Annotated in this window: 20 protein-coding genes and 1 pseudogene; 12 read left to right on the plus strand and 9 right to left on the minus strand. The window is 39.0% G+C overall.

All coding sequences use genetic code 11. The features are described 5' to 3' along the window. Positions 1-179: 179 nt before the first annotated feature. The 4 genes from CKV71_RS01300 to argF all read right to left on the minus strand — a co-directional run bounded on the left by CKV71_RS01300 (position 180) and on the right by argF (position 5,562). Positions 180-476 carry a hypothetical protein gene (locus CKV71_RS01300; RefSeq protein WP_095103024.1) on the minus strand — a complete coding sequence of 99 codons (297 nt, stop codon included), beginning with the start codon at positions 474-476 and terminating at the stop codon, positions 180-182. Positions 477-1,572: 1,096 nt separating this feature from the next. Next, positions 1,573-3,081 carry a YfcC family protein gene (locus CKV71_RS01305; RefSeq protein WP_095107185.1) on the minus strand — a complete coding sequence of 503 codons (1,509 nt, stop codon included), beginning with the start codon at positions 3,079-3,081 and terminating at the stop codon, positions 1,573-1,575. Between the two features lie 528 nt (positions 3,082-3,609). Beyond that, entirely contained in the window at positions 3,610-4,542 is a 933-nt protein-coding gene (gene arcC, locus CKV71_RS01310) for a carbamate kinase (protein WP_095103026.1), read from the minus strand. A 15-nt stretch (positions 4,543-4,557) separates the two neighbouring features. Beyond that, complete coding sequence (gene argF, locus CKV71_RS01315) at positions 4,558-5,562, minus strand: ornithine carbamoyltransferase (protein WP_095103028.1); 1,005 nt, start codon at positions 5,560-5,562, stop codon at positions 4,558-4,560. Positions 5,563-6,028: 466 nt separating this feature from the next. Between argF and CKV71_RS01320 the strand changes: the two genes are divergently transcribed. Both CKV71_RS01320 and CKV71_RS01325 read left to right on the plus strand, forming a co-directional pair. Continuing rightward, a complete protein-coding gene (locus CKV71_RS01320) occupies positions 6,029-7,108 on the plus strand; it encodes a DUF4352 domain-containing protein (protein ID WP_095103030.1) in 1,080 nt (359 codons plus the stop codon). Between the two features lie 588 nt (positions 7,109-7,696). Beyond that, the gene (locus CKV71_RS01325) at positions 7,697-8,002 is read left to right on the plus strand and encodes a hypothetical protein (protein ID WP_095107187.1); all 306 of its coding nucleotides are present in this window, start codon (positions 7,697-7,699) and stop codon (positions 8,000-8,002) included. A gap of 54 nt (positions 8,003-8,056) precedes the next feature. On the opposite strand, the gene yidC is transcribed toward CKV71_RS01325, so the two are convergent. Together yidC and CKV71_RS01335 are read right to left on the minus strand one after the other, a co-directional pair. Next, positions 8,057-8,926 carry a membrane protein insertase YidC gene (gene yidC / locus CKV71_RS01330; protein WP_095103032.1) on the minus strand — a complete coding sequence of 290 codons (870 nt, stop codon included), beginning with the start codon at positions 8,924-8,926 and terminating at the stop codon, positions 8,057-8,059. A gap of 308 nt (positions 8,927-9,234) precedes the next feature. Then, entirely contained in the window at positions 9,235-9,816 is a 582-nt protein-coding gene (locus CKV71_RS01335; RefSeq protein WP_095103034.1) for a hypothetical protein, read from the minus strand. Positions 9,817-10,009: 193 nt separating this feature from the next. Here CKV71_RS01335 and CKV71_RS01340 point away from each other — a divergent pair, with 193 nt between their 5' ends. Beyond that, positions 10,010-10,786: a CYTH domain-containing protein gene (locus CKV71_RS01340; RefSeq protein WP_095103036.1), complete on the plus strand. Its 777-nt coding sequence runs from the start codon at positions 10,010-10,012 to the stop codon at positions 10,784-10,786. Between the two features lie 116 nt (positions 10,787-10,902). Here CKV71_RS01340 and CKV71_RS01345 read toward each other — a convergent pair whose 3' ends face one another. Next, positions 10,903-11,772 (minus strand): LysR family transcriptional regulator, encoded by an 870-nt coding sequence (locus tag CKV71_RS01345; protein WP_095103038.1) that lies wholly within the window; start codon positions 11,770-11,772, stop codon positions 10,903-10,905. 140 nt (positions 11,773-11,912) lie between these two features. On the opposite strand from CKV71_RS01345, the gene CKV71_RS01350 reads away from it, so the two are divergent. The 6 genes and pseudogenes from CKV71_RS01350 to CKV71_RS01375 all read left to right on the plus strand — a co-directional run. Continuing rightward, positions 11,913-13,004, plus strand: coding sequence for an ABC transporter ATP-binding protein (locus tag CKV71_RS01350; RefSeq protein ID WP_095103040.1), 1,092 nt, complete (start codon positions 11,913-11,915; stop codon positions 13,002-13,004). Positions 13,005-13,037: 33 nt separating this feature from the next. Then, positions 13,038-14,039 (plus strand): ABC transporter substrate-binding protein, encoded by a 1,002-nt coding sequence (locus CKV71_RS01355; RefSeq protein WP_371685432.1) that lies wholly within the window; start codon positions 13,038-13,040, stop codon positions 14,037-14,039. A gap of 906 nt (positions 14,040-14,945) precedes the next feature. Then, positions 14,946-16,601, plus strand: a complete 1,656-nt coding sequence (locus tag CKV71_RS01360) for an ABC transporter permease (RefSeq protein ID WP_095107189.1) — start codon at positions 14,946-14,948, stop codon at positions 16,599-16,601. A 3-nt stretch (positions 16,602-16,604) separates the two neighbouring features. Further along, positions 16,605-17,255, plus strand: a complete 651-nt coding sequence (locus CKV71_RS01365) for a metallophosphoesterase (RefSeq protein ID WP_095103043.1) — start codon at positions 16,605-16,607, stop codon at positions 17,253-17,255. A gap of 163 nt (positions 17,256-17,418) precedes the next feature. Then, positions 17,419-18,342: an osmoprotectant ABC transporter substrate-binding protein gene (locus CKV71_RS01370; protein ID WP_095103045.1), complete on the plus strand. Its 924-nt coding sequence runs from the start codon at positions 17,419-17,421 to the stop codon at positions 18,340-18,342. 228 nt (positions 18,343-18,570) lie between these two features. Beyond that, a pseudogene (locus CKV71_RS01375) lies at positions 18,571-18,966 on the plus strand (DUF1828 domain-containing protein); the annotation flags it as partial. A 463-nt stretch (positions 18,967-19,429) separates the two neighbouring features. Here CKV71_RS01375 and CKV71_RS01380 read toward each other — a convergent pair. Continuing rightward, entirely contained in the window at positions 19,430-21,004 is a 1,575-nt protein-coding gene (locus CKV71_RS01380) for a BCCT family transporter (RefSeq protein ID WP_095103049.1), read from the minus strand. 236 nt (positions 21,005-21,240) lie between these two features. Here CKV71_RS01380 and CKV71_RS01385 point away from each other — a divergent pair, with 236 nt between their 5' ends. Then, a complete protein-coding gene (locus CKV71_RS01385; protein ID WP_095103051.1) occupies positions 21,241-22,479 on the plus strand; it encodes a Fic family protein in 1,239 nt (412 codons plus the stop codon). Positions 22,480-22,966: 487 nt separating this feature from the next. Here CKV71_RS01385 and CKV71_RS01390 read toward each other — a convergent pair whose 3' ends face one another. After that, positions 22,967-23,725: a type II CAAX endopeptidase family protein gene (locus CKV71_RS01390; protein WP_095103053.1), complete on the minus strand. Its 759-nt coding sequence runs from the start codon at positions 23,723-23,725 to the stop codon at positions 22,967-22,969. A 238-nt stretch (positions 23,726-23,963) separates the two neighbouring features. On the opposite strand from CKV71_RS01390, the gene CKV71_RS01395 reads away from it, so the two are divergent. Together CKV71_RS01395 and CKV71_RS01400 are read left to right on the plus strand one after the other, a co-directional pair. After that, the gene (locus tag CKV71_RS01395; protein WP_095103055.1) at positions 23,964-24,782 is read left to right on the plus strand and encodes an NmrA/HSCARG family protein; all 819 of its coding nucleotides are present in this window, start codon (positions 23,964-23,966) and stop codon (positions 24,780-24,782) included. Between the two features lie 18 nt (positions 24,783-24,800). After that, on the plus strand, positions 24,801-25,346 hold the full coding sequence (locus CKV71_RS01400) for a TetR/AcrR family transcriptional regulator (RefSeq protein WP_231917535.1): 546 nt from the start codon (positions 24,801-24,803) through the stop codon (positions 25,344-25,346). Positions 25,347-25,354 lie beyond the last annotated feature (8 nt).

Below are 25,354 nucleotides of genomic sequence, written 5' to 3' on the forward strand. Positions count from 1 at the left end.
TTAAATTATAGAGTGATTGTTTGTAAAAGGTAAATGACTTATTTGGTAAGATTCGCGTTCTTTTTTGATGGTTAAACGCTATTAAAGCGCAAAAATATCTCTTTACAAATTTTTTGAAATGTGTAATTGGATGTTGAAAAGAAAATTTTAAAGCAGGTGAAACAAAAAAATGAGTTGAATTATTTTGAGGATAAAGTTAAGAACTTCTCGTTTAACTCTAGATCGCAATATTCTTGAATTTCGGAACATAAGTTTTTCCAATAGGTTCTCCAATAGGGTTCGTTCAAATAGACATTGGGGAGTTCACTGAAGACTAATACATCATTATTCACCATTTCTTTAAACACAGAATCGGCATAAACCATAAAGGGAGTGGCTGGAATTGCTGTTTCTGGACTTTGGGCTTGGCGCTTTTGAAATGCCGTTATGATGTTGAATTGAAGGGTTAAATAAGTTTCGTAGACTGTTGAATTCATAGGCTGATACCTCATTTTCATAATATAATTTAATAATAGAGGCTGATTGCTCATTTGTAAATATTTTTTTGTTAAAAATTATCTCTAATAGTCGGCAATGGTTATTGATGATTGAAAGTGATAAAAAACTGTCACAATAACGTTTTAACTCTTTGTATTACTTGAATTTTGCTACTGACTAATGTTGATAATACTGTCTCATTCCTATACTTTTTAAAAGAAATTTCTATTAAAGCATAAATAATTTAAAGAATTTTGTTGACGTTTCAAAAATAAGATGGTAATATTTTGTTACGCACAAAAGAGGCGGAGGAAACCCTTATTAAACTGAGTCGGAATATTCCCAATCTATTAGTTACGGATGCACATGTTAAAATTAAAGTCTTATTTTCTCTCGTCTCTATTTGTGTGAGATCCATATAGTTAATAACTATTTTGCTGCCAATTGCCATGTTGGTAAGCAACTGATTTCTGAGTGGATCGCCACGTGGACTATATTGAAGATAAAGAATGATAATAAGAATTAGAATGAGAGAAAATCTTGGGTTGTGCATATTATATTTATTTTTGGTGGAATAATCATATATATTATTTTCAATTTTTCATTTTCTTTATACTTGGTCTTTAACTTATACCTGAAGTTTACAGCGCTTATAACTTTGGTGAGAGTTAAGGACACACGTGTGAGCAAGTCATATGGTATTCACTATTTTTTCTGTTTGTTTCAAGGTATTAGGTTAACTCTAGCTACTACATTTTTTAATTTTTATTTTTGAAAGAAGTATTATTGCAAAGCTAATAAAAAGTTTTGCAGTGGCAGTAAAACGAAGAGAGCAGGAGCTGGGACAATACAAGGTCTCAGCTCCTGCTTTTTTATATGGGTGAGGGGAAAGTGTCTAGGCTCGCCATCCCGGCCTATACAGTTTGGGCCGAAAGTGTTAAGGCTCGCAATCATTGCCTATACAGTTTCCCCGCAGCACCACTCTCCAGCGAAACCCGCCGCCTCCACTCCATCTCATCTCTTTTCATACATAGCAAAACCGACTACTGCAGCCCTGCACAGCTGCAATAGTCGGTTATTTTTTTAAATATTAGATTATGAGTAAACGAGTACTTGAGTAACGAGCATTGCGCCACCGAATACGAGTACGAAGACTACGACCGGCCATACAAATCGGAACCAGTGAGAGTATTTCATGTCGAGCATTTGCAGTGTTGCCATTACGAGTCCTGTCGGAGCTAAGAACAACATTGCGTATTGTCCGAATTGATAAGCTGTTACCATAACGAATCTCGGAATACCTACTGTATCAGCAAGCGGCGCGAAGATCGGCATTGCGAGTACAGCTAAACCAGATGATGATGGTACGATAAATCCTAAGAAGAAGAAGATAAATAGGATGATGATGATAAATATCGGACCACTTACATTTTGAACTAATGTAGATGAGAAGTGCAAGATAGTATCTGAGATTAAGCCTTCATTCATGACTAAGTTGATACCACGCGCTAAACCGATGATTAAAGATACCCCAACTAAGCTGGATGCACCATTTACAAAGGCATCTACTGTCCCTTTTTCACCTAAACCATTTTTACCAGTTCCCGCAATGAACATGATGACGATTGTTACTGCTAAGAACATTGAAGCCATGACTGGGAACCACCAGCCTTGCGTCATAACGCCCCAAACCATTAATGGGAATGGAATAACGAATAAGATTAAGATAATTTTCTTACGCCAAGAGAAGTTGTCAGCATGTGCATCTTTACCCATGACAGACCATTGTTTTTCAAATGATTCACGGTCTTCATAAGAATAAGATAATTTGTGATCTTTCTTGATTCTTTGAGAATACCAGTATAAGTAACCGATAACAAAGATAGCACCTACGATACAGCCAGCTACACGCCAGTATAAACCTTCAGTAAATGTAATACCTGCTGCGTTAGAGGCGATTACTACTGAGAACGGGTTGATAGTAGAGAAAGTTGTCCCTACAGAGCTGGCCAAGAATATGGCCCCTACACAGACGATGGAGTCATAGCCCATGGCAATAAATATCGGCACCAGTATTGGATAGAAGGCGACGGCCTCTTCTTCAATACCGCAGAGGGTACCGCCCAGTACCATTAAGATAGATACCATAAATATGAGCAAGAACTCATGTCCTTTAGTTTTCTTAGTTAAAGCAAGCAATCCTGATTCGAAGGAACCACTAGCACTTACCACGCCAATCAGACCACCGAGCACGAAGATGAAGACCATGATGTCTACCGCTTCAATAGTCCCTTCAACCATCGCATTGGTAATTTCTCCAGGTCCCGCTGGATTTTGATCTAATCTTTCATAAGTATCAGGAATCGAAACCGGTTTGTTGATCGCACCGGATTTAAACTGTTCAATGTGTATTTTAACGCCCATCTTATCGAGCTCTTTTTGCGTTGCCGGTACTTTCTTGATTTCTTTATGAGGGTTCTCAATTTTTAATTGTTGCGCACCAGGCTCATAAGATAATTTAGAATACGCACCCGCTGGAATTACCCACGTCGCAATAACAGCCACGACAGTTAAAATAAAGAGGATTACAAAGGCCCCGGGCATTCTGAATTTAAATTTTTTCTTTTTCTTCGTATGCCGTTCAGTGCTGTCATGTTCGTCTTGTGCATGTTTACTTTGATTAGTGTTGTCCATAATGGTCATCTCCTTTTTGGCAGAGTGCAGCATTTGCCGATATGTAAATAGAATTTCGGAAACAGCGCTGCAATTAACTTGAATTCAAATGCTATCAAATACAGAAAGATGTGCGACTCGACAAGCTGATGAGATGACAAGATGTAAAGTTACTCTCGCGTTTCACGCAAAAATTTTTTAGAAAAGCAGAGCGTCCAGAAGATCGCATCTGAAGTTGATTCACTGAATTTGTCATAGAGCTTGAATGCAAATTATTTATAAAAAGGCCTGAACAGGATGTAACAAGGATACTATTGTTTACTCATGTTCAGGCACTTGTTATTATTCAATGAAGTTGTGATATGCAGATTCTAAGTTGAGGCAGGTTAAGACATTTCATTGTCGATTATGTCCTGAGTGGAGGACACTTTTAAACTTTCCATGTCCATTCCCTAAGTTTTATTTTTTAATCACAGTGCCGACTTTACCTTCTAAAGCGTCATCTAATTTGTCTAATGAAGTGATGATTACTTCGCCTTTAGGGTTGTTTTCGATAAATTGGATAGAAGCTTCTACTTTAGGCAACATGCTGCCTTTCGCGAATTGACCTTCGTCAATATATTGCTTCATCTCATCTACTGTGACTTCTTTCAATTGTTCTTGATTGTCTTTGCCGAAGTTGATATAGATATAATCTACTGCAGTCAAGATAATCAATTGTTCAGATTTCAATTCTGCACCAAGTAGGGCACTTGATTTGTCTTTATCGATAACAGCATCTACACCGTGCAAATCACCTTTGTCGTCTTTAACAACTGGGATACCGCCGCCTCCACTTGAAATCACTAAGTTGCCGGCATTGATCAGTGTTTCGATACTTGGGAATTCAACGATTTCAATCGGTTGTGGTGAAGGTACGACGCGACGATAGCCACGTCCTGAGTCTTCAACGAAAGTGTAGTGACGTTCTTTAGCAATTGTGTCTGCTAATTCTTTGTCATAGAACATACCGATTGGTTTAGTTGGGTTCGTAAATGCTTCGTCATCTCTGTCTACAACTGTTTGAGTAACTAATGTTACTACAGGTTTCTCAATACCTAAGTTATGCAATTCATTTTGCAGACTTTGTTGTAGTTGATAACCGATATAAGCTTGGCTCATTGCGCCACATTCTGGGAATGGGAATGGAGGGCCTTGCTCGTGTTCAGCAGCGTAGTTCAAGCCTAAGTTGATGCTGCCGACTTGCGGTCCGTTACCATGACTGATAACGACTTCGTTGCCTTTTTGCACTAATGCAATTAAGGATTTCGCTGTATTTTCAACAAGTTTCAATTGTTCTTCTGGTGAGTTGCCTAATGCGTTTCCGCCTAATGCTACTACGATTTTAGCCATGCTATTTATCCTCCCTTATCCAATATCGCCTAAAGTTGCGACCATTACTGCTTTGATTGTGTGCATACGGTTTTCAGCTTCTTGGAATACTACTGAATGTTTGCCTTCGAAGACTTCATCTGTAACTTCCATTTCTTTCAAGCCGTATTTGTCTGCGATTTCTGCACCGATTTTAGTTTCATCGTTATGGAATGAAGGTAAGCAGTGTTCGAAAATCACACGTGGGTTACCAGTTTTTTCAATCATTTCTTGGTTCACTTGGTAAGGTTTCAATAATTTGATACGTTCTTCCCAAACTTCGTCAGGTTCGCCCATTGATACCCAAACGTCTGTGTAAAGCACGTCAGAACCTTTCACACCTTTGTCGATGTCGTCAGTTACCAAGATTTCGCCGCCGTTTTCTTCAGCCAATTCTTTACAACGATTCAATAATTCGTCTGTTGGATTTAACTCTTTAGGACATACCAAGTGGAAACGCATACCCATAATTGCGGCACCAGCCATCAATGCGTTCGCTACGTTGTTGCGTCCGTCACCAACATATGTGAAGTTGATTTCGTGATAAGGTTTTTTCAATGTTTCTTTGGCAGTCAAGAAGTCAGCCAATACTTGCGTAGGGTGATCTTCGTCAGTCAAACCGTTCCAAACCGGAACTCCTGATTTTTCAGCCAATGTTTCAACAGTACGTTGAGAGAATCCGCGGTATTCGATACCGTCATACATGCCGCCGAGTACGCGAGCAGTATCTGCTGCTGTTTCTTTTTTGCCCATTTGGCTGCCTGTAGGTCCAAGATAAGTGACGTGAGCACCTTGGTCGTAAGCGGCAACTTCAAATGCGCAACGAGTACGAGTTGAGTCTTTTTCGAAAATTAATGCAATATTTTTTCCTTTCATCGTTTGTTGCTCAATACCTGCGTATTTCGCACGTTTCAAATCTTCTGAAAGGTTGAGTAGGAATTCAACTTCTTTCTGTGAAAAATCTAATAATGTTAGGAAATTTCTGTTTCTTAAGTTTTGCATTATACATACAACTCCTCTTTGTGATTGATTTCACATTTATTGTAATCGCTTTCTTTAGGTTTCGTCAACAGTATTTGAAACAATTTTTTGCTTTTATCAATAAAATTGACGAAATAGTTACAAAACAAATTTTGTGGTTTACAAATGTAAATATTTAGTTTATGGGAAAATATATTCTTTTAAAATTCTACCGTTATCATTATTGCCTATTTAAAAAAGAATAATCATGAAGATTATGAAAACTTTTTGATAACTGAGCTAACTAATTTTTTCAATCCTCATACAAGTTGAATTATAGTTGATAATTTAGGATTTTAAGTGAAATTAACAAATTCTTCATAAAAAAATGAAAAAGTCTTGATTTCCGTTAAAAATCTTATAAGATAATAAGGAATAAATAATTTGACTACGCAAGTCATAATTTATTTGTTAGCTTTGCAAATAAAGATAGGGTGGAGAAAAACAAGTGAAGAAATTATTATTTTTAATGGTAAGTGTTTTATTTTTATTAGCAGCTTGTGGCAGTAACAAGTCTGAAGAAAAGGTTGAAGCTGATGAAGAAAGAGGCGAAGCAACGGACAAAATGAAATTGTTCCGTGTAGGCCAAACCGTCACAGCGGATGGTGTAGATATCAAAGTCATGAAAGCAGAATATGTGAATGATTATGATGAATACAGCGCACCGAAAAACGGCAAAGTCTTAAAAGTCTATTTGAAATTCAAAAACAATAATAAAGATCAGGTATTAGTTGATAGCAGTGCATTTTCTATGAAAGTTCGCGGTGAAAATTATTCCGAGTGGTATGGCGGAGATGGAACAGATGGTATGTTCTCTCATCAATTGAATCATGGCAACACAGCTACAGGAACATTGATCTATGACGTTCCGGAGTCGAATTTCTATACTTTAGAAATGGATACGAATTTCAACTTGAAGAATGTGAAGGCTAAGTGGAATATCTCTAAAGCGATGATTAAAGAAAGCGACAGTAAGAGTGACGGAGACGAAGCGAAGGCCAGTGAAACAAGTAAGGCTAAAGCTGATAAGAGCGATGATGAAAAGGATTATCCATATACCGCAGATGAATATAATGCGTTGGTAGATGAATACAATGCATTGACTGATGGTGAAAAAATGAATCATGTGACACGCGGTGTAACAAACAAAGAATACAATGATTTGGCTGCACGTGTGGAAAAATTATATGAAGAACTCGGCGCAGAATATGAAAAAGAATACCAAAAACAACTAGATAAAGAAGAAGCTGAGCGCCAAAAACAATCCGAACAAGAAGAAGCTGAATGGCAAAAAGAACAAGATCGTTTAGATAAAGAATTCAATGCAGAAATGAAGCGTCAAGATGAAGCTTATGCACGCGAAGAAGCACAGCGTCAAAAACAAGAAGCTGCTGATCAAAAAGCTTATGAAGCTGAACAACAACGTATAGCAGAACAAGAAGCGCGTGAAGAGGCACAACGTCAAAAACAAGAAGCAGCTGAACAAGCACGCCAACAAAAAGAAGAAGCTGCACTTTCTGCAGAATAAGTGTGTAAATTTAAGCGTTCAGGGTATCTAGTTAGTAATTTTAAAAGCATAATGCATTACTAAAATTAAAATGAAAGCAGGGATACTATGAACGAACCAAGAAACAATGACAATCGAGATGAGCGACACAACAAACCAGAAGATGCAAAATTTGATGACAGGCATGAATCCAGCTTTGAAAAACGCGAAGAGCGAATTTTCAATGATGGACAAGAGTCCGAAATTGAGACAAGTGAAGAAGGCAGCTTTGTAGATAGACGCGAACCAAGAAATGTGGGTTCTGATAATGATGGATTTGTTGAAAAAAGTGAATCGAGACATGATGACCGCGAGGATAATAGGAATCGTGAAAGACATGATTCGGGATATAATCAACATGAGGGCAACCGATTTGATGATAGACATGAGTCAAGAAACGCTCATCATGAAGATAATCGCTATGCGGATAGACGCGACCAGAGATATGACAATCATGAGGATAGAAGATACAATGACAGACAACAATCGAAACATGATTATCGCGATAATCATCGGAATCATGATAACTACTATGGTAGAGATAGAAGACCGACAAGCAGAGTAGCAGAAATGGTTCTTGGAATTATCGGTAGTATATTTGGTATTATTGGTGGAATCATCGCGTTAGTGATTGGCACTATCAGTTCTGGATTAGGTGAAACAGATAGTGGTTCAATTTTCGGCCAAGCTATCGGTGTAATTCTTGTTTGTATCGTAACTTTGGTTATTAGTTGCATTATTAATAAAAATCGAATTGCGATGGGCGTGATATTAATTATCGGCGGATTATTGAATTTCATTTTAATCGGTGGATTCGGTATCTTATCTGGTATTTTAATTTTAGTAGCAGGCGTTATTGCTTTAATTCGTAAGTAAAATAGAAATAGCCTAGCAACGTTAATCGCGCTGCTAGGCTATTTTCATGTTTTATTATTTTTTCTTTTTCTTATTTTTTTTAGACACTACTTGTGTGTTCTTCGGCTTTTTATCATCGCCTGAATCTTTATTCATCTTCGCTTTTAAGCGTGCCACTTCTTGATCTGCATATTTTGCATAGTAGCGGTTAGCCACGAATGTTTGAATAATCATGAAGATGGCTGACACTGACCAATAAAGACCCAGTGCTGAAGCTGAAGTATAAGAGATATAGATAATGAAAATTGGAGAAATAATCATCATCATGTAACCCATTTGTCGTTGTTCTTTCGGCATATTCTCTAGACTTACTAGTGATTGTAAGAAGTAAAGTACACCGGCAATAATCGTGATTAAAATGTCAGGTTTCGTTAAATCAAACCATAAGAAATCAGGATGTGCTGTAATACCGCCGTGCGAAGGCCATTTAAGAGAAACATATAAACCAAATAAAATAGGCATTTGAACTAAAATCGGCAAGCAACCTAACATGCTTTTCATCGGATTTAATTCATATTTCTTATAAACTTCCATCATTTCTTGGTTAGCGGCCATTTTTTCTTCTTGAGTACGCGCACGTTTTACTTTTTCTTGAACCGCATTCATTTCTGGTTTCGCAATATCCATTACTTTACGCATCATTTGACCGTTCTTAGTTTGACCTAGCATAAACGGCAACATGATTAAACGTATAGCCAACACGATGATGATAATTGCGAGTCCGTAATCGTGATTCAAGTTGTTACCTAACCAATGTAAAAGGTTATCCATTGGTCTAGCGAAAGTGTTATAGAAGAAACCTGTTCGATTCCCTGGTTTCGAATAATCACAACCCGCTAAAAGTACTGTAGTCATAGCAAGCAACAGTATGTATTTAATTTTCATGGTTAACTCTGCCTTTCTTTATTTATATGAATATTTATTAATATGATTAGCAAAAACTGAAAAAAGCAACCACGAAATGGTTGCTATGTGAATAATACAACAGTGTGGAAAAATTACTTCCGCCTTTAGATACTATCATAAATTGTTGACATGTCAAATTAGTTGATGTTATAGAGGATTATTTATATTAAATATTTGAGACTGCAAAGATAAGTGCTGGGGTGAGTGGAAGCAGTGTTAATTTGAGTCAAAAGTGTTTAAGATTGCTAAAAGTCTCAGCTCATTAGGAAGTACAGAAAGAAGAGGAACTAATTAAGTCCTTTCTGCTCTTCCTTCTTTCTTTTTTCTAAATCATCAATTAACAGAAATCCTGTGTAGCTGGCAAAGCCTGTAATGAAAACCAGAATGACTATCAATAATGGTAGGTTGAACGGATTATCAAATGGGACAACAGTGATTAAAACGTAATAGATCAGTGTTGCTAGAATAAGTTCAATAAAGCTGATCAACATCGTTTTAGCTGCGGAATCTGCAATAGCTAAAATTACGCTCGGGATAACCAATATTTCCAGGGTAATAACAAACATCATTGCTGCTTGACCCAAGATAAGTATATTGGTTGTATGTAAATTTAAAAAAGGCACTTTAGCGATAAATGGAATCAGCGCCGTAAAGAAATAAATAAAGATAATAGCACCTATGAATTCACCGCCAAGTGCTTTGAAGAATGAAACTGCTAAACTTTCTTCGGTAGTACCTGCTTGTTTGACTAGAGCGCCAGCAAGTGCTGCTATTAGCATGGTAATGATAATTATAGTAATGAGCAGTGGTGAAACTTTGCCTTGTATCAAGTCTGCAGAGAAGTCGATGCCGTTGCGAAAAATATGCATAATAAATATATTCCCTTCTTAATCATTATTCATTTAAGTATAATCATAAAATTCTAAGTAAATCAAATTGCTTTTCAATATAAAAAAAGTAAATGTCTATATTGAATGAGTATTATTAATTTAAAGTGTTTTTCATGGAAGTCGACATAAAAATTCATACTTTTGCTTTATCTTTGAGATGGAGGTGAAAGGTATGAAGAATATATTTTTGAAAGGGAGTTTGGCGTCAGGTGCGCTGCTCTTACTTTTTCCACAGGGACAGAGTCATGCTGCAGTTAATAGTTATGAGGTTAAGGTGTATGCGGATGCTGATAAAATTGTGAAGGATAACCGGCATATTGACCATGACATCTTAAACCAATTAGGTTCTGAGGATAAAGATGAGGATTTTAATGTTCAGTACATAGACGATGGTAATCGTTCGAATTATAACAACAAAGAAACGTTCCGCGTGCGTAAGTCTGAGGATGAAGATTCAACGGAATTGCAGTATAAGAAGCGTTATCCGATTACGAATGGAGATGCGGATGCTGCAGTAGCGCAAGCTAAGAAGGATGGGTTCAATACTGACGATTACGAAGTGGAGTATGGTGAAAATGGTCAAACCTTAAGTGCTTCGAATGAAAGTTCAGTGAATAGCGGTTCTGATTTGCCAGGTGCCGCGCAAAGTTTAGATGCGTTAAAAGGAAGTGCTAAAGCGCCATTTGATGCTTCGTTAAATAAAATAAGCAGCCCTCAGAAAATTGGTCCTGTACATTTTGAACGACACAAAGGAGAGATTGACGGTAATAAAGTGAAGATTGAAAACTGGGATATTGGGAATCAGAATGTGGTAGAAGTTTCCGCTAAAGTTTCCAATGCGTCTGAAGCGAAATCTGTACAGCAAGCTATTGTGCAAAAGTTAGAACAAATGGGCATACATGAAACAAAAGATCAGTTGAAGACCGATATGATATTTAATAATTATTAATAGATAGAAAGAAAGCCTGGAGGATGATTTGCTCAGGCTTTCTTTCTATCTATTTATGACGGGTTAGTCTTCCGTTTGTCTGAAGTGAGACTGCCGGTAGGTTATTTAGCGCTGATTTAATACAATCGATAGATGGTGGATATGAAATCTTGCATAATCGGATGAATGACGCGATCAGATTTATACACGATAGAGATATGGCGCTCGCTAGGCGCATGTGGTAAGGGCTTTGCGATAATATCTGGATGATTGACGGCACTGGAACTGAGCAAGCTAAGGAATTGTGAGTTGCGAATGGTTTCGATTAAACTGCTCATACTATTAGATTGCATGATGGGCTCAATTTCAATCAGATTCTTATGCTGCCATTCATCGATACTGTCTTTCGTTGAGCCGCTGCTATGTGTGATCAAGGGATAGCTTTGAATATCTTTAATGGTAATCGTTTCTTTGTCTGCTAAAGGATGACGCTTGTCCATGGCTACCACTAACGGATCGTTGAATAAACGCTTCACTTCCACTTCTTTATCTCGAATCCCGTTTTCGGAAATCACTCCGATTTCCACCTCTCTATTCTTTACCTTTTCCACGGTACGTGGGGCGGTATCGACTTCTAGTGAAATTTCAATCTCTGGATAGACTTCCATGAATTCTCTCATAGCGTGCGGCAGCATTCCGTATATAGGAGCATGGCTGGCGCCGATGCGTAAACTGCCGCGTTTGAAGATGGTGTAGTCATTCATAATAGCTTCGGTTTCTTCTATTAAAGTAAGGATTTTGGTGCTGTTTTGGTAGAGTATTTGCCCGGCTTTGGTCAGGGTGATGTGTTTGCCTTTCTTATGATAGAGCGGCACGTTGTGAGTTTCGCTCAGGTTCTTCAAATGGAAGGTGACGGTCGGCTGGGTGATATTGAGCTTGTTGGCGACGATATTGACGTTCTGATCCTCGACGAATTGTTTGAAGATCATGAGTTGTTTCAAGTTCATAATTATCCTCCTTGTAAAAAATAGAGAAAATCTATATTGGTATATATTTTACATTGAAAACATTGATGATTTGTTAACGTTGTATTTAATATGCATTAATATCTGTTGTTTATAGTGGATAGTGAAATGAGGTGAAGGAAGTGGCGCTTGAGATTCGTAATTTGAAAAAGGCATTTGGTGAACAAGCGGTGATTCGTGATGTGAATTTAGCTGTGGATTCTGGAGAGTTTATTTCGCTGCTTGGTGCATCGGGAAGCGGCAAGACGACGTTGCTGCGTTTGATTGCCGGTTTGGAACGACCGGATAGCGGATGGATTGAAAACGACGGGCGTGTGTATTGTTCGGATGAAGGTCAGACACAATTGATGGCTCCGGCACATCGGAATATTGGGATGGTGTTTCAGGACTTTGCGTTATGGCCGCATATGTCGGTATTTGAAAATGTGGCGTATCCGCTGCGTGTAAAAAAGGATACCAAACAATTGAAGCGACGCGTCCGTGAGGTGTTGCAGGATGTGCGTTTGGAAGGTTATGAGAAACGTAAGATACATGAGTTGTCTGGCGGTCAGCAACAAAGGGTGTCGTTGGCACGCGCTATTATTTCGCGTTGTGATCTTATCTTGATGGATGAGCCATTGTCGGCGCTGGATGCGGGACTGCGTGAAGATATGCGCTTGTTGATTCAGCGCCTGGTCAAACAATATGGTATGACGGCTATCTTTGTGACACATGATCAATATGAGGCGATGACGATGTCTGACCGCATTGCGGTGATGCAGGATGGTCGCATCGAGCAATGCGACACGCCGGAAATGTTGTACGTACGGCCGAAAAGCGAAGCGGTAGCGCGCTTTATCGGCAAGGGCTCGTTTATTAAGGGCGTATTGGAGCATGGCAAATTTACGGTGGATGGAACGTGTAATGACCGAGATTCCGAGTCGTCGAATCATAGCGGTGCATGCGAGACAGAACTTTCTTTTTCTGTCGAGGGTGACTTGCCTGAAGGCCGGTATGGAGTGTTGTTACGTCCTGAGAATGTGCATGTTGGCAGCGCGGGCCACACGGCGGTTGTGTCGACAGTGAGTTTTACAGGTGAACGATATGAATACACAGCTTACATAGACGGCATTATTGTAATGTTTTATGATGGAAGATTTTTTTCCGAAGGGGAAGAAGTGCAGTTGGTCTTTGAAGTGAAGCGTGAATATTTAATTAAAATGGAGGAGATTTAAGTGAAGCGTTTGGTGCAGTTGGGTGTCGTGTTAATGGCGTTGGTAATGGTGTTGGCTGGTTGTCAGAATAAGCCTGAGGGGGATGATGCGAAATCTTCTGATGGCAAGTCTTCTGGCGGCGGCAAGGATAAGTTGGTGTTATACACGGCGGGTCCGGATGATTTGGTGAAGGATATGGTGAAGGAGTATGAGAAGGATTCTGGCAAGAAGGTGGAGGTCTTTCAAGGGACTACGGGTGAAATTCTAGGTCGTTTGGAAGCGGAAAAGGATAATCCGAAAGCGGATGTTGTGCAATTGGCTTCTCTACCGGCTGCTTTGGATTATAAAAAGAAGGGCTTGATTGCGCCGTATAAGGTGAAGAATGCGGATAAGTTATATAAGGATTGGCAAGATAAAGATGGGTATTGGTATGGTTTCAGCGGCAGTGCGCTTGGAATTTCGTATAATACGGACAAGGTGAAACAGGCTCCGAAAGATGTGAAGGATTTATTGAAGAAGGATTATAAAGATGCGTTAGCGATTCCGAATCCTTCTGAGTCGGGTACTGCGTTAGATTTATTGTCGATCAAAGTGCATAATCAAGGTCAAAAGGCTTGGGATGAGTATCAAGCGTTGAAGGATAATGGCATGAAATTAGCGGGTGCGAATAAGCCTGCATTGGAAACGGTGATTAAAGGTGAGAATAAAGCGGTGTATGGCGGCGTGGACTATATGGTCTATAAAGCTAAGAAAAAAGGTGAACCGGTAGATATTTCTTATCCTGAGTCAGGTACTTCGATTTCTCCGCGTCCGGCGTTTATCTTGAAGTCTGCTAAGCATAAAGATGCGGCGAAAGATTATATGAATTATGTGACGAGTGATAAAGGGCAGAAGCAAGTTGATGAGCACTATTTGATTCCGGCAGATAAGTCGGCGCATAAGAATAAGATGACGAAGGCACGTGAGGATATTAAGGAATTGAAATATGATTGGCCGTCGTTGTCGAGTGAGAGTGAAAAAGTGTTGAAGCGCTTTATGGATATGATGAAGTCGTAGAGCGTGGAGGTTGTGAGGTTTGAGTAGATAGTGAGTAGGTGGCGAGTTGCGGGCTTGCGGGGCGGCGTCAGGTGATGTGAGCATCGAGTGGAGACAGCGAGCCTGCGTGGTAGCGATTGTTGGTGAGTGTCGGGTAGAGGCAGAGTGAGCTGTGGCAGGATATTGGCCAAGATGAGAGTGAACGTGTCCAATAAAAGGATATATTGGCCAAGAATGGAGTGAACGTGTCCAATAAAAGGATATATTGGCCAAGAATGGAGTCAACGTGTCCAATATCCTGGTTTTCTAGACACTTCTGAAAAAGTTATGTCTAGATTCGGGTACTTTCTAGACACTACTCAAAAAGTTGTGTCCAGATTCAGGTGTTTTCTAGACACTATTCAAAAAGAAGTGTCTAGATTCAGGTGTTTTCTAGACACTACTCAAAAAGTTGTGTCCAGATTCAGGTGTTTTCTAGACACTATTCAAAAAGAAGTGTCTAGATTCAGGTGTTTTCTAGACACTACTCAAAAAGTTGTGTCCAGATTCGGGCACTTTCTAGACACTACTCGAAAAGTTGTGTCCAGATTCGGGTGTTTTCTAGACACTATTCAAAAAGAAGTGTCTAGATTCAGGTGTTTTCTAGACACTACTCAAAAAGTTGTGTCCAGATTCAGGTGTTTTCTAGACACTACTCGAAAAGTTGTGTCCAGATCCGCCTCGCTCTCGACCAACCGATTCCCGCCCGCACATTCCCACTCGCCATATACTAAAAACACTCATTCAGCATAAGAGGTGGCGGTGACTCATTTCAGATGAAGCGTCGTCATCTCATTTATTTTTTTAAGATTGGAGTTGGATGTGATGGAAGATATGCAGCAATCGTCTGCATCCGCACATGTCGGAAAGTCAACAGATCATACATTAATGTGGCAGCGCATCAATCGCATCTTAGCATTAATCGTCTTGGTATTATTAATTGTAATGCCATTATGTTTGATACTATGGAAAGGATTCGCGCCTACCGCGGAATCCGGCATATTAAGTAATATCGGGCAATTAGCACAAGGTGATAATATTAAAATATTGTGGAACTCAGTAGTGTTAGGCATCGCAGTTGTTTTACTATCCACAGTCATTGCTTTGCCACTGAGTTATATCATGGTGAAAACGTCATTAGCGAGACATCAATGGATCGACATTTTGATTATGATTCCTTTTATGACACCGCCTTATATCGGTGCAATGGGGTGGATGTTGACGATGCAGCATAACGGATTATTGGAACAATTAGTACCAGGTGCAGCTAAAGTTACACCTTTATTCTTCTCATTCTTTGGTATGGCACTCATTATGAGTTGCCACCTTGCACCTTTTTTATATGTAGTACTAAAAAAAGCCTTATTAAATGTGCAGCAATCGCAAGAAGAGGCAGCACTGGTTTATGGCGGTTCCTTTATGTATCGTTTCCGTCGCGTCATTCTCCCGATGTTTGTGTCGGGTTACAGTATGGGAGCATTGCTTGTTTTCGTTAAAACGATTGGCGAATTCGGTACGCCGATTACGATGGGCAACCGCATCGGCTACCGCGTGCTGACATCTGAAATTCATCATAGCGCCTCTATTTGGCCGATTGATTTTCAGCATGCAGCACTTTTATCAACCTTACTTCTTGGCGTGAGTATGGGAGTTTGGGCCTTACAGACTTGGTTCCAAACACGTACCGCAGTCGCTGGAGACAGTGGTAAAGGACGTAAAACAATGCAGAAAGCCCGCAACAAATGGGATATTATCCTCTACGCGATTGTCGGCTTTGCGCTTTTCCTTACTATTATAATGCCCTATGCCAGTATCGTGGTGAACGCTTTCGTTAAACAATTGTCAAAAGGCTTGAAGTTGCAAAACATCACTTTGGACAACTTCATTCAAGTGCTGTCAGGCAACGGGGGCATCGCATTAGCTAACAGTTTGATGCTCGCTTTAGCTGCAGCAACGATTGCCAGCGTCCTTGGTTTATGGTTTGTTTTAGCTTCAGAAGGTAAAAATAAAAAGAAAGAGAGCGACAGCTGGATGAGACGTCTGATTGATTTCTTCAGCTTATTGCCAAATACAGTACCTGGTATCATTGTGGTGATCGGATTAATCCTTTTTTGGAATAATAAAGTGAATCCTATACCAGCCTACAATACAATCGGCATTCTCGTCATCACATATACTGTGCTTTACATACCATATGCCGTGCAGAATATTAAAAATGTTAATCAAACTATTGGGCATAATTTAATGGAAGCGGCTGAAATGAGCGGCAGTACAGGATGGACACGCTTCCGTACAATTAAACTACCATTATTGACACCAGGTATCATTTCCGGATGGATTCTCATCTTCTGTATTTCGATGCGTGAATTAGTAGGTTCATTAATGTTGCGCCCACCGAATACCGACACTTCAGCAACCTACATTTATCGTCAATTCGAACAAGGCGAATCTGCACAAGGAATGGCAATGGCACTCTTGTCAGTCGGCATCACCTCAATTATTCTTATTTTGATGCAAGTATGGCAGAATAGGAAGGAGCGGTAAACCATGAAACAACGATTATTAGCAGCCTCCGATATTCATGGGCATGGGCAGACCTTACTAGAATTATTAGACACCGCGCAGTATTCCCCGGGAAATGATCAGCTGGTCCTATGCGGAGACTATGTAAACAACGGCCCCGATTCAGAAGGTACACTAGAAATCGTGCAGCAACTGCAAACAGACGGTGCCATCGTACTCCTCGGCAACCATGAACTACGGTGGCTGGATGAAATTGCGGCCGCTGAACTCGCTATGCAGCACAAACTGAAGATGACCTACCAGCGCATTCAAAACGATTGGGGCAAACTGAAGTGGCGCCCATTACTCGAATCATTCGAGAGATATTACGAGACGGCAGAATTCCTATTCATCCATGCTGGCGTCCTGCCGAATATTCCGTTGGAGAAACAAACCGCTGCAGAAGTAACCGGTTTCGATAAAAAGAAAGACTTGAAGAATGCATACCCCGGAAAATACATGGTGCACGGACATGTGCCGACCTTCCGAGAAGGGTGCGGACCGGGCGAAATGAAAGTTACAGATGAAGCGGTGAATATCGATACAGGTGCCGGACACGGTGAATATTTAACATTGCTGGATTTAACGAATCAAAAACAATATTGCAAGAAAGTAGAGGGAGCCGGACATAAATAAATGTGTCGGCTCAGAAAAGAAGGATTTGGGACATCAGCTTGTTCCCAATCCTTCTTTAGTCTTTCAAACGTCCCCTTAACCGCCTCCGTTACTATGCTATACTATTATATGTTAATTGTTTTTTTAAAATATTTTTCAAAATAAAAGAATTTCGGAGGAAGTAATGCGTCGATTTAGAAATATATTGATTATTATCTTATTTAGCACTGTAATGTTAGCAGGATGTGATTTACCAGGATTAGGCGGTGGCTCTGGGAAAAATGTAAAAATCACTGCACTTGCGACTAGTGAATCTCAAATTATGGCACATATGATTCGCTTGCAGATCGAACATGATACGCATGGCAAAGTAAAGCCGACAATTATTAATAATCTGGGTTCAGCCACGATTGAGCATAACACTTTGAAACGCGGAGATGCGCAAATTTCCGCCACCCGTTATACAGGGACAGACTTAGTCGGCGCACTGGATCATAAGCCGATTACTGACACGGATAAGGCGATGCATGTGGTGCAGAAAGGATTTAAGGATAAGTTCAACCAGACTTTCTTTAACTCCTATGGCTTTGAAAATACCTTCGCCTTTATGGTTACGCAAGATGTTGCGAAAAAATATCATCTTGAGAAAGTATCGGATTTAGAGAAACATAAAGATGATTTGCGTCTCGGTACAGATTCCACTTGGGTAAAACGCGCGGGGGACGGTTACCCAGCTTTCACTAAAGCATACGGTTTCAAATTCAAAACAGTTCGCCCGATGCAGATTGGTTTAGTTTATGATGCCTTGAAGAATAAGAAGTTGGATGTGGCACTCGGCTACACTACAGACGGCCGTATTGCTGCTTACAAATTGAAAGTATTGAAAGACGACCGTCACTTCTTCCCGCCATATGATGCCAGCCCTCTGGCGAAAAATGATTTTTTGAAAAAGAATCCAGAAATTAAAAAGTCACTTGAAAAATTACAAGGCAAAGTTTCTACTCAACAGATGCAGAAACTGAACTATCAATCTGACGGCCAACAAAAAGAACCCGCTGTCGTAGCTGAGAAATTCTTGAAAAAGCATCATTATTTTGAAAATGAATAGAACGAGAGAGAAAGACCCGCTGAATAATCGATTCTACTTTTGAATGGTTATTCAGTTCTTTTTTTTTACTAAATACGTAAAATTACATGAATTATTTATAGCAAGAGTGTATAATAAAATAAATATAAAAGTAAGTTGTTTGCCTTAAAACCCTGGAAATACGGTTGTGTATAGGTTGGAACTAAGAAACTATATAATACTTCTATTCGATTTAATGAGGTGGGGTTAGTGAAATTTATAGAAGAAAAAATGAACGAATATTTTAAATGGCTCGAACAAAATTATAAATTCAAACAACTAGATAATTCTATCGAAATTACCACACCTTTTGTTAATCATTTAAATGATACGATTCGTATTTATTTAGATGCTTTACCAAATAATAAAATTCGACTTTCAGATGATGGTCTAACCTTTAATGAATTAGAAATGTTTGGAATAGACATTAAGACAAGAAATAAGGTGATTAAATCAATTTTAAATCAATTTGCGTTAAAAGTTGAAAATGGCGAAATTATAATTGAAGTTGATAACGATGAGTTTGCCCAAGCTAAACATAATATATTACAAGGAATACTAAAAATTTATGATTTAACCTTTTCCCGAAATGAATATTATAGTGAATGATGCTGAAAACACTATATCAGAAAGAGTAGAACAAGCTGCGAATTATGAAGGAATAAAAATTTTATACTGGTCTGATAAAGAAAATATCGCAAGTTCATTAAAGAGATAAAATTATATAAATTGATGCCCCGCTGAATAATCGATTCTACTTTTGAATGGATGTGAAGCGGGTATTTATATGATAATTGGAGGGATTAAGATGCCGCAAATGAATTCAAGACAAGCTAATAGAATTGCACGTTTGGTCGTTAAACTCGTCAGAAAAATCGTAAATACTCAAAATAAAAAGTAATGACTTGAGGTGACTTCAGTGTGGCAATTGTATGCTAAAAATGTTGTCCGATTTTCTCAAGTGATTATGAAGTTAATGAGAAAGTTAGTACGCAAACGTCGAAAATAATCCTCCCGCCTTCATTGTAGAAATAATGGACGGGAGGACTTTCTTGTGTGTGGCTCTTATTTATTTTTCAGAAGAAGAAGTAGAATGCAGAATTTCGGAATGTTGTTTGCTTGGTTTAAGGGTCAAACCTAGCGCTTTACGTTCGCGGTTGGCATCTTTATAGAATGAAATGGTCATCAGTATAACGACAACACTGAACGGCAAGGCCGAAATAATCGCAGCGGATTGCAAGGCGTCTAGTCCTGTTGGGCCGCCTGCCAAGAGTAGTACATACGCTATGGCTGATAGTGCAAGTCCCCAAACAATCTTCACAAATCCAGCGGGCTGCAATGTACCATAAGCTGTCTGCATGCCGAGTACGAAAGTTGCCGAGTCGGCTGAGGTAATAAAGAATGAACCAATCAGTGCAAGGGCAATGATGGAAAGCACAATGCCCATTGGAAGCTCGTTAAAGATACCAAAGAGTTGGGTTTCAGGCGGCAATTTCAAGACTTCAGGATGCTTCTTGCCGATACTGATACCTGTAAGTCCGAAAACGCTGAACCAGAAAATACTGATAACGGTCGGTACCATGAGTACAGCGATAACAAACTCACGGATAGAACGACCCTTTGAAATACGCGCGATGAAGACGCCGACGAATGGACTCCAACTCATCCACCAGCCCCAATAGTAAACCGTCCATTTCTGCATCCAATCATGCTTTTGCTGATTAAGCGGTGCAGTATCTAAACTATTGAAAATAAGAGTATTGAGATAATCTCCAGTTGCGGAGGTCATTAAGTTCATAATGAGCAGCGTCGGTCCTACAATCAGCAGAATTAAGAACAGCAATGCGGCAAGAATCATATTTAAATTACTTAAGTACTGAATCCCTTTGCTGAGCCCGCTCCAAGCACTATATAAAAAGAGAACCGTTACGACTGCGATAATGATTCCTTGTACTAATTTGTTGTTCGGAACATGGAAAAGGTAATGCAGACCACCATTGATTTGCATGGCGCCGACACCAAGAGATACGGCTACTCCAATAATTGTCGCAAAAACTGCTAACACATCGACTACAGTGCCTGGCCAACGATCCACTCGACCACCTAAGATGGGGCGCAAGGTTTTAGAAATTAAGCCATCTTCGCCTTTTCGGAACTGGAAATAGGCGAGTGAAAGAGCAACAATACCGTATACTGCCCATGGATGGAAACCATAGTGCAAGAAACTAGCACGCAAGGAATCAGCTAAGGCTTCTCTCGTTTCTGGTTTAGCTGTCGGAGGCATCATATAATGTGAAATCGGTTCTGATGCACCATAGAATACTAAACCGATTCCCATGCCGGCACTAAAGAGCATGGTCAACCAAGAAACAGTATGGAATTCCGGTTTGTCAGTCGGTTTGCCGAGTTTCAATTTACCGATTGGGCTGAAGACTAAGAAAATACAAAATGCTAACACTAAGGTAAAAATCAACATATAATACCAACCGAAAGTTTCAGTTATCCAAGCTCCTAACGCACCAGAAATCTTACCGAATTGATTTGGAAAAATTGCTCCGATTAATACTAAAATTCCAACTACGATAGAAGCATATGTAAAAACAGGTGAAAACGTCTTATGTGTGTGTGTATTTGGCGCTTTCAAAACTTTATCATCCTTTCTATTTTAAAAATTGAGAATTGAGTATAAAAAAAGCAAAGACGGTCTACATGCTATCATAGATTAAGGATAATTCAACTTTTAAAAATGACCTTAATTAGGGAATAGAGTGATTTTTTTAGAACGTAAATATAAAAATAGCGCTTTTTTTATATTTATACTGTATAATCATTAGTGTAAAACTGAATTTAGGCCTTAAATGAAAATTGGGAGGGAAGTTTATGGAATATAAAGAGTTGAAGAAAATATTTCATATTTTTGGTGACAGCAACTTAGAAAGTGCATATCAAATGCGACTCAATTCATTCACAACTTTTTTAACTAATATTTATATCAACCCTATAAGAGATCAAAACCAATACAAAACTGTTCGCTACCCAGTATTTATATGCATGACAACTAATATTACTAAAAAAATGGAAGAGATATTACTTAATACAGTTAAAATATCACGATTAACATTTTCGCAACCACCTATAGCAATGCAATCTTATTTAAATAAATTATTGATAAATGAACTGCAAAGTACGAACGAGAAGGAAAATGTGCGTAGTACAAAAGTTGAATTAGCTGAAATATTAAATAATGAAAAAGGTCAAACTAATAAAAAATTTCAAGGCCTTGTGAATCAATACAAACTACTTGGCAAACAAGAAATTGAAGTAAAAGAAGTGGCGGATTTTCGCAAGGTTTATGATTTGTTGTTATCGAATGATATTGAAAGTGCACATCAACCGGATGGAACGCGATTTAGAACTGAAGGCGTTGGAGTATTTGATACTTCGAAGGGCAAATGGTTGCATCGCAATGAATTCGGTGAGATTGAAATCAATGATTTTTTAAACAAGTTATTAAAATTTTGGGAGAATGAGGAAATTCCTTATCTAATCAGAATTGCAGCTTCGCACTATATGTTTGAATATTTACATCCATTTTATGATGGCAACGGTAGATTGGGACGTTATTTAGTGGCGAAAATGCTGCATGATAAATTAGATCAAGTAACAGCACTGACGTTTTCCTATACTGTGAATCGCAATAAAAATAAATATGATAAAGCATTTGAAGCAGCTTCAGATTATTTCAATAAAGGGGAACTGACTCGGTTTGTTGAAATCATGTTCGACCTGATAATTGAAGGACAAAAAAGTGCATTAGAAGATATGGAAAATAATGTACGAATGTTGAAACGTTTAAATCAAGGGTTAGAGCAACTTAATTTGCCTAAAGAAGAATTTCAATTTTTAGCAGTATTAATCCAAGATAAAATTTTCGGCAGTACTTTATCTAGAATTAGTTTGCCTAATTTAACTGAAGTCTTAGAAATTTCGCGTCATAAAGTTAACAATATGGTAGATAAACATAATGATAAATTGAATTTAATCAAACAAAGACCTGCTGTTTATGAGTTAAAAGATGAGTTTATTGAAGGGTTACTTTCGCTTGATGTTGAAAAATAAAGATGGGCGAAGTATTGTAATTAACCACGCCGATTCTAGACACAAGTTTCTGATAAGTGTCTAGAAAAGGGCGTAATCTAGACACAAGTTTTAGAGAAGTGTCTAGAAAAGCATGTAATCTAGACACAAGATTTCGAGAAGTGTCTAGAAAAGCATGTAATCTGGACACAAGTTTCTGAGAAGTGTCTAGAAAAGCATGTAATCTAGACACAAGTTTCTGAGAAGTGTCTAGAAAAGCATGTAATCTAGACACAAGTTTTAGAGAAGTGTCTAGAAAAGGGTGTAATCTAGACACAAGATTTCGAGAAGTGTCTAGATTACACCGAAATCTCTCGCTGCATCGCTCACTCACGCCACAAAGGAAGGGCTAGAACACATCAATGTTCTAGCCCTTATCTAGTTGCTACCTGAATAGAAAATAATTGCTTCAAGTATCAGCGGCTTCCGAAGCGCGACGGTAGTCTAATCCCACACCATCACTCTCAAATCACGCCAAGAAAGCGAATGTATAAATGGACAGATCATAAATAACATGTGCGATATAAGTGACTAATAAATTTTTCGTTTTAACGTATGCTAATGAGTCGATAATTCGTCCTAATCCAATGACAAATATACATTGTGTAAAGTCCCATTGATATGTTGGCAAATGCAATAGTCCGAAAATAAGTGACGAACAAATTAATGCAAGCCATACTGCACGTTTACGTTTGTGCGGATTTCGGTGATAAAAGAATGTCAGACATGCTAATAAAGGAATAAGTGCCATAAATTCTTCGCCGAATAATTGAATGATTGTTAAGAAACGTGACCATAAAAATTGTGGTAAAGCGTCGGTACCGCCATGTACTGCTGCTGCCGGGTTCGCTTTAACGCCTCCTGATAATGCTCCGACAACTCCTGATAAAGCAGAGCTTACAATTAAAGACAGTATGGCGAATACGATGATAGTTAAGATGTCCTTTTTATGTAAAGGTCGGAAGAGTTTCTTAGTATAACCACCAATTGTTAAATATAGTCCTAATACAGCGAATAGGGGTAAACTGATGGTTTGTAAAAATTCATTCACTTTAAATGGAATGAACGGCAGATTCATTTTGGTTAACAGAATGAATCCGAAAATTAAGAACCCTATGATAATTGCCCATTTGCCAGTACTGATCTTGATAGGCTTCCCGTTATAAAACGGAAAGTCTTTGTCTGGTTCTTCAATCCACAGTCTGCCAGGTTGTCGTGTCTTACTCACTTTATCTACTCCTTTAATAAATTTCCATCGTACATTTAATATTTTTAATTATAAAAAGTTACTTATTAAGTATACCCGAAAGATAGTTTTTATAGGGCAACCTTACAAAAACGTTATAGAGAAATTTTTTGAGCTTTCCACTTTTCAAAGCTTTCTTTTCAATTGACAAGTGGACAGTTATCCGTTTATGATTGGAACGAGTTTTAAAAGGGAACTTTGAATTTGAGGAGGTCATGTAATGAGTAAATCAATTTTGGTGATTGGTGCGACTGGCAAACAAGGTTTTGCGGTGGTAGAAGCGTTATTGAACAAAGGTTGGCAGGTACGTGCATTCACGAGAAATAAAGAAAATGAGAAGTTAGCGCGTATTGAAAGCGATAAATTGGATATATTTGAGGGAGATTTGAGCAATCCGGAATCGATTGCGCGTGCGATGGAGAATCAATATGGCGTGTACAGTGTGCAGCCGATTATTCGCGAAGATCCGGAAGAGGAGCTGCGCCAAGGGAAGATGATTATTGAAGAAGCGGAAGATGCGGGCGTGCATTTTGTTGTGTATAGGACGGCTGGCGGTGTCAACCGTGACCGTACGGGTCCGCATTTCGAAGCGTTGGCGCAAATTGAAGATACCTTGAAAGCATCGCGATTGAATTACGCTATTATCAAGCCGTCATTCTTTATGGACAATTTCTTGCGTATCGTGAAAGAACGCGGCGGTCGATTAATTATTCCAGAATTTATTAATCCGACAATAAGATTTGCGATGATTTCTTCTATAGATATAGCACGAATTGCGGCTGAAATCTTTGCCCATCCTAAAAAGTACAACCACGAAGAAATTGAAATTGCCTCTGATGAGTTGATGTTGAATGAAGTAGTGGCAGAGTTTGTAGAGGCGACGGGCAAACCTGCAACAATTGAAGGCGATTTTGTCAGCGGTACAGCAGAACGTTCGTGGCTCGAAGACCATGGTTACGTGGTAGATTTCGATCAAATGGATGCCATTAATCCAGAACGATTGAAATTGAGAGAGTGGATTCGTCGCCAAAACTTTTAACATCAAAGAGGTGCAGGAATGATGAGAAGAGATGCAATTGAAAACCGGCAACGTATCGAAACATGTGCGCGTCAACTCTTTATCGACAAAGGTGTCGACAACGTCAGCATGAATCAGATTTCCAAGACGCTCGGCATCGGCATGGCAACGCTCTATCGGAACTTCGAAGACAAGCCAGCCCTGTGCTATCAGCTGATTGAAAATGATTTCGCTGCATTATTTACCGACATGCATGCAGTGTTGGATGATTCGGGAAAAGAAAGCTCCGAAAAGTTCGAGGCTCTTTTAGAAGCGTTCTTAACTTTTAAAAAAGCCCATGAAGATTTGCTGCGATGTGTGGAGGGTAATAAGAAACGCACCTCGTTCAAGCAGCAGCCTGCTTACGAGGAGTTATTTAAGATTTTTTATGCAGTGCTCAGTCAGAGTGATGATGTCACATGGAATACGTTTAAGACGGATATGTTGTTGAATAGTTTGACGACGAATATGTATCAGTTTCAGTTGGAGGAGCGTGGTTTGACGGACGCGCAGCTGAAGCGGTATTTATTGAAGATGTTTGAATAGGAGGCGTT

The sequence above is a fragment of the Staphylococcus piscifermentans genome, from assembly GCF_900186985.1.
Taxonomy (GTDB): Bacteria; Bacillota; Bacilli; order Staphylococcales; family Staphylococcaceae; genus Staphylococcus; species Staphylococcus piscifermentans.

Coding starts and splice junctions, on each gene's coding strand:
- CKV71_RS01300 (WP_095103024.1), bottom strand. CDS start 476: ATGAATTCAACAGTCTACGAAACTTATTTAACCCTTCAATTCAACATC.
- CKV71_RS01305 (WP_095107185.1), bottom strand. CDS start 3,081: ATGCCCGGGGCCTTTGTAATCCTCTTTATTTTAACTGTCGTGGCTGTT.
- arcC (WP_095103026.1), bottom strand. CDS start 4,542: ATGGCTAAAATCGTAGTAGCATTAGGCGGAAACGCATTAGGCAACTCA.
- argF (WP_095103028.1), bottom strand. CDS start 5,562: ATGCAAAACTTAAGAAACAGAAATTTCCTAACATTATTAGATTTTTCA.
- CKV71_RS01325 (WP_095107187.1), top strand. CDS start 7,697: ATGGTTCTTGGAATTATCGGTAGTATATTTGGTATTATTGGTGGAATC.
- yidC (WP_095103032.1), bottom strand. CDS start 8,926: ATGAAAATTAAATACATACTGTTGCTTGCTATGACTACAGTACTTTTA.
- CKV71_RS01335 (WP_095103034.1), bottom strand. CDS start 9,816: ATGCATATTTTTCGCAACGGCATCGACTTCTCTGCAGACTTGATACAA.
- CKV71_RS01340 (WP_095103036.1), top strand. CDS start 10,010: ATGAAGAATATATTTTTGAAAGGGAGTTTGGCGTCAGGTGCGCTGCTC.
- CKV71_RS01345 (WP_095103038.1), bottom strand. CDS start 11,772: ATGAACTTGAAACAACTCATGATCTTCAAACAATTCGTCGAGGATCAG.
- CKV71_RS01355 (WP_371685432.1), top strand. CDS start 13,038: ATGGCGTTGGTAATGGTGTTGGCTGGTTGTCAGAATAAGCCTGAGGGG.
- CKV71_RS01360 (WP_095107189.1), top strand. CDS start 14,946: ATGTGGCAGCGCATCAATCGCATCTTAGCATTAATCGTCTTGGTATTA.
- CKV71_RS01365 (WP_095103043.1), top strand. CDS start 16,605: ATGAAACAACGATTATTAGCAGCCTCCGATATTCATGGGCATGGGCAG.
- CKV71_RS01370 (WP_095103045.1), top strand. CDS start 17,419: ATGCGTCGATTTAGAAATATATTGATTATTATCTTATTTAGCACTGTA.
- CKV71_RS01385 (WP_095103051.1), top strand. CDS start 21,241: ATGGAATATAAAGAGTTGAAGAAAATATTTCATATTTTTGGTGACAGC.
- CKV71_RS01395 (WP_095103055.1), top strand. CDS start 23,964: ATGAGTAAATCAATTTTGGTGATTGGTGCGACTGGCAAACAAGGTTTT.
- CKV71_RS01400 (WP_231917535.1), top strand. CDS start 24,801: ATGATGAGAAGAGATGCAATTGAAAACCGGCAACGTATCGAAACATGT.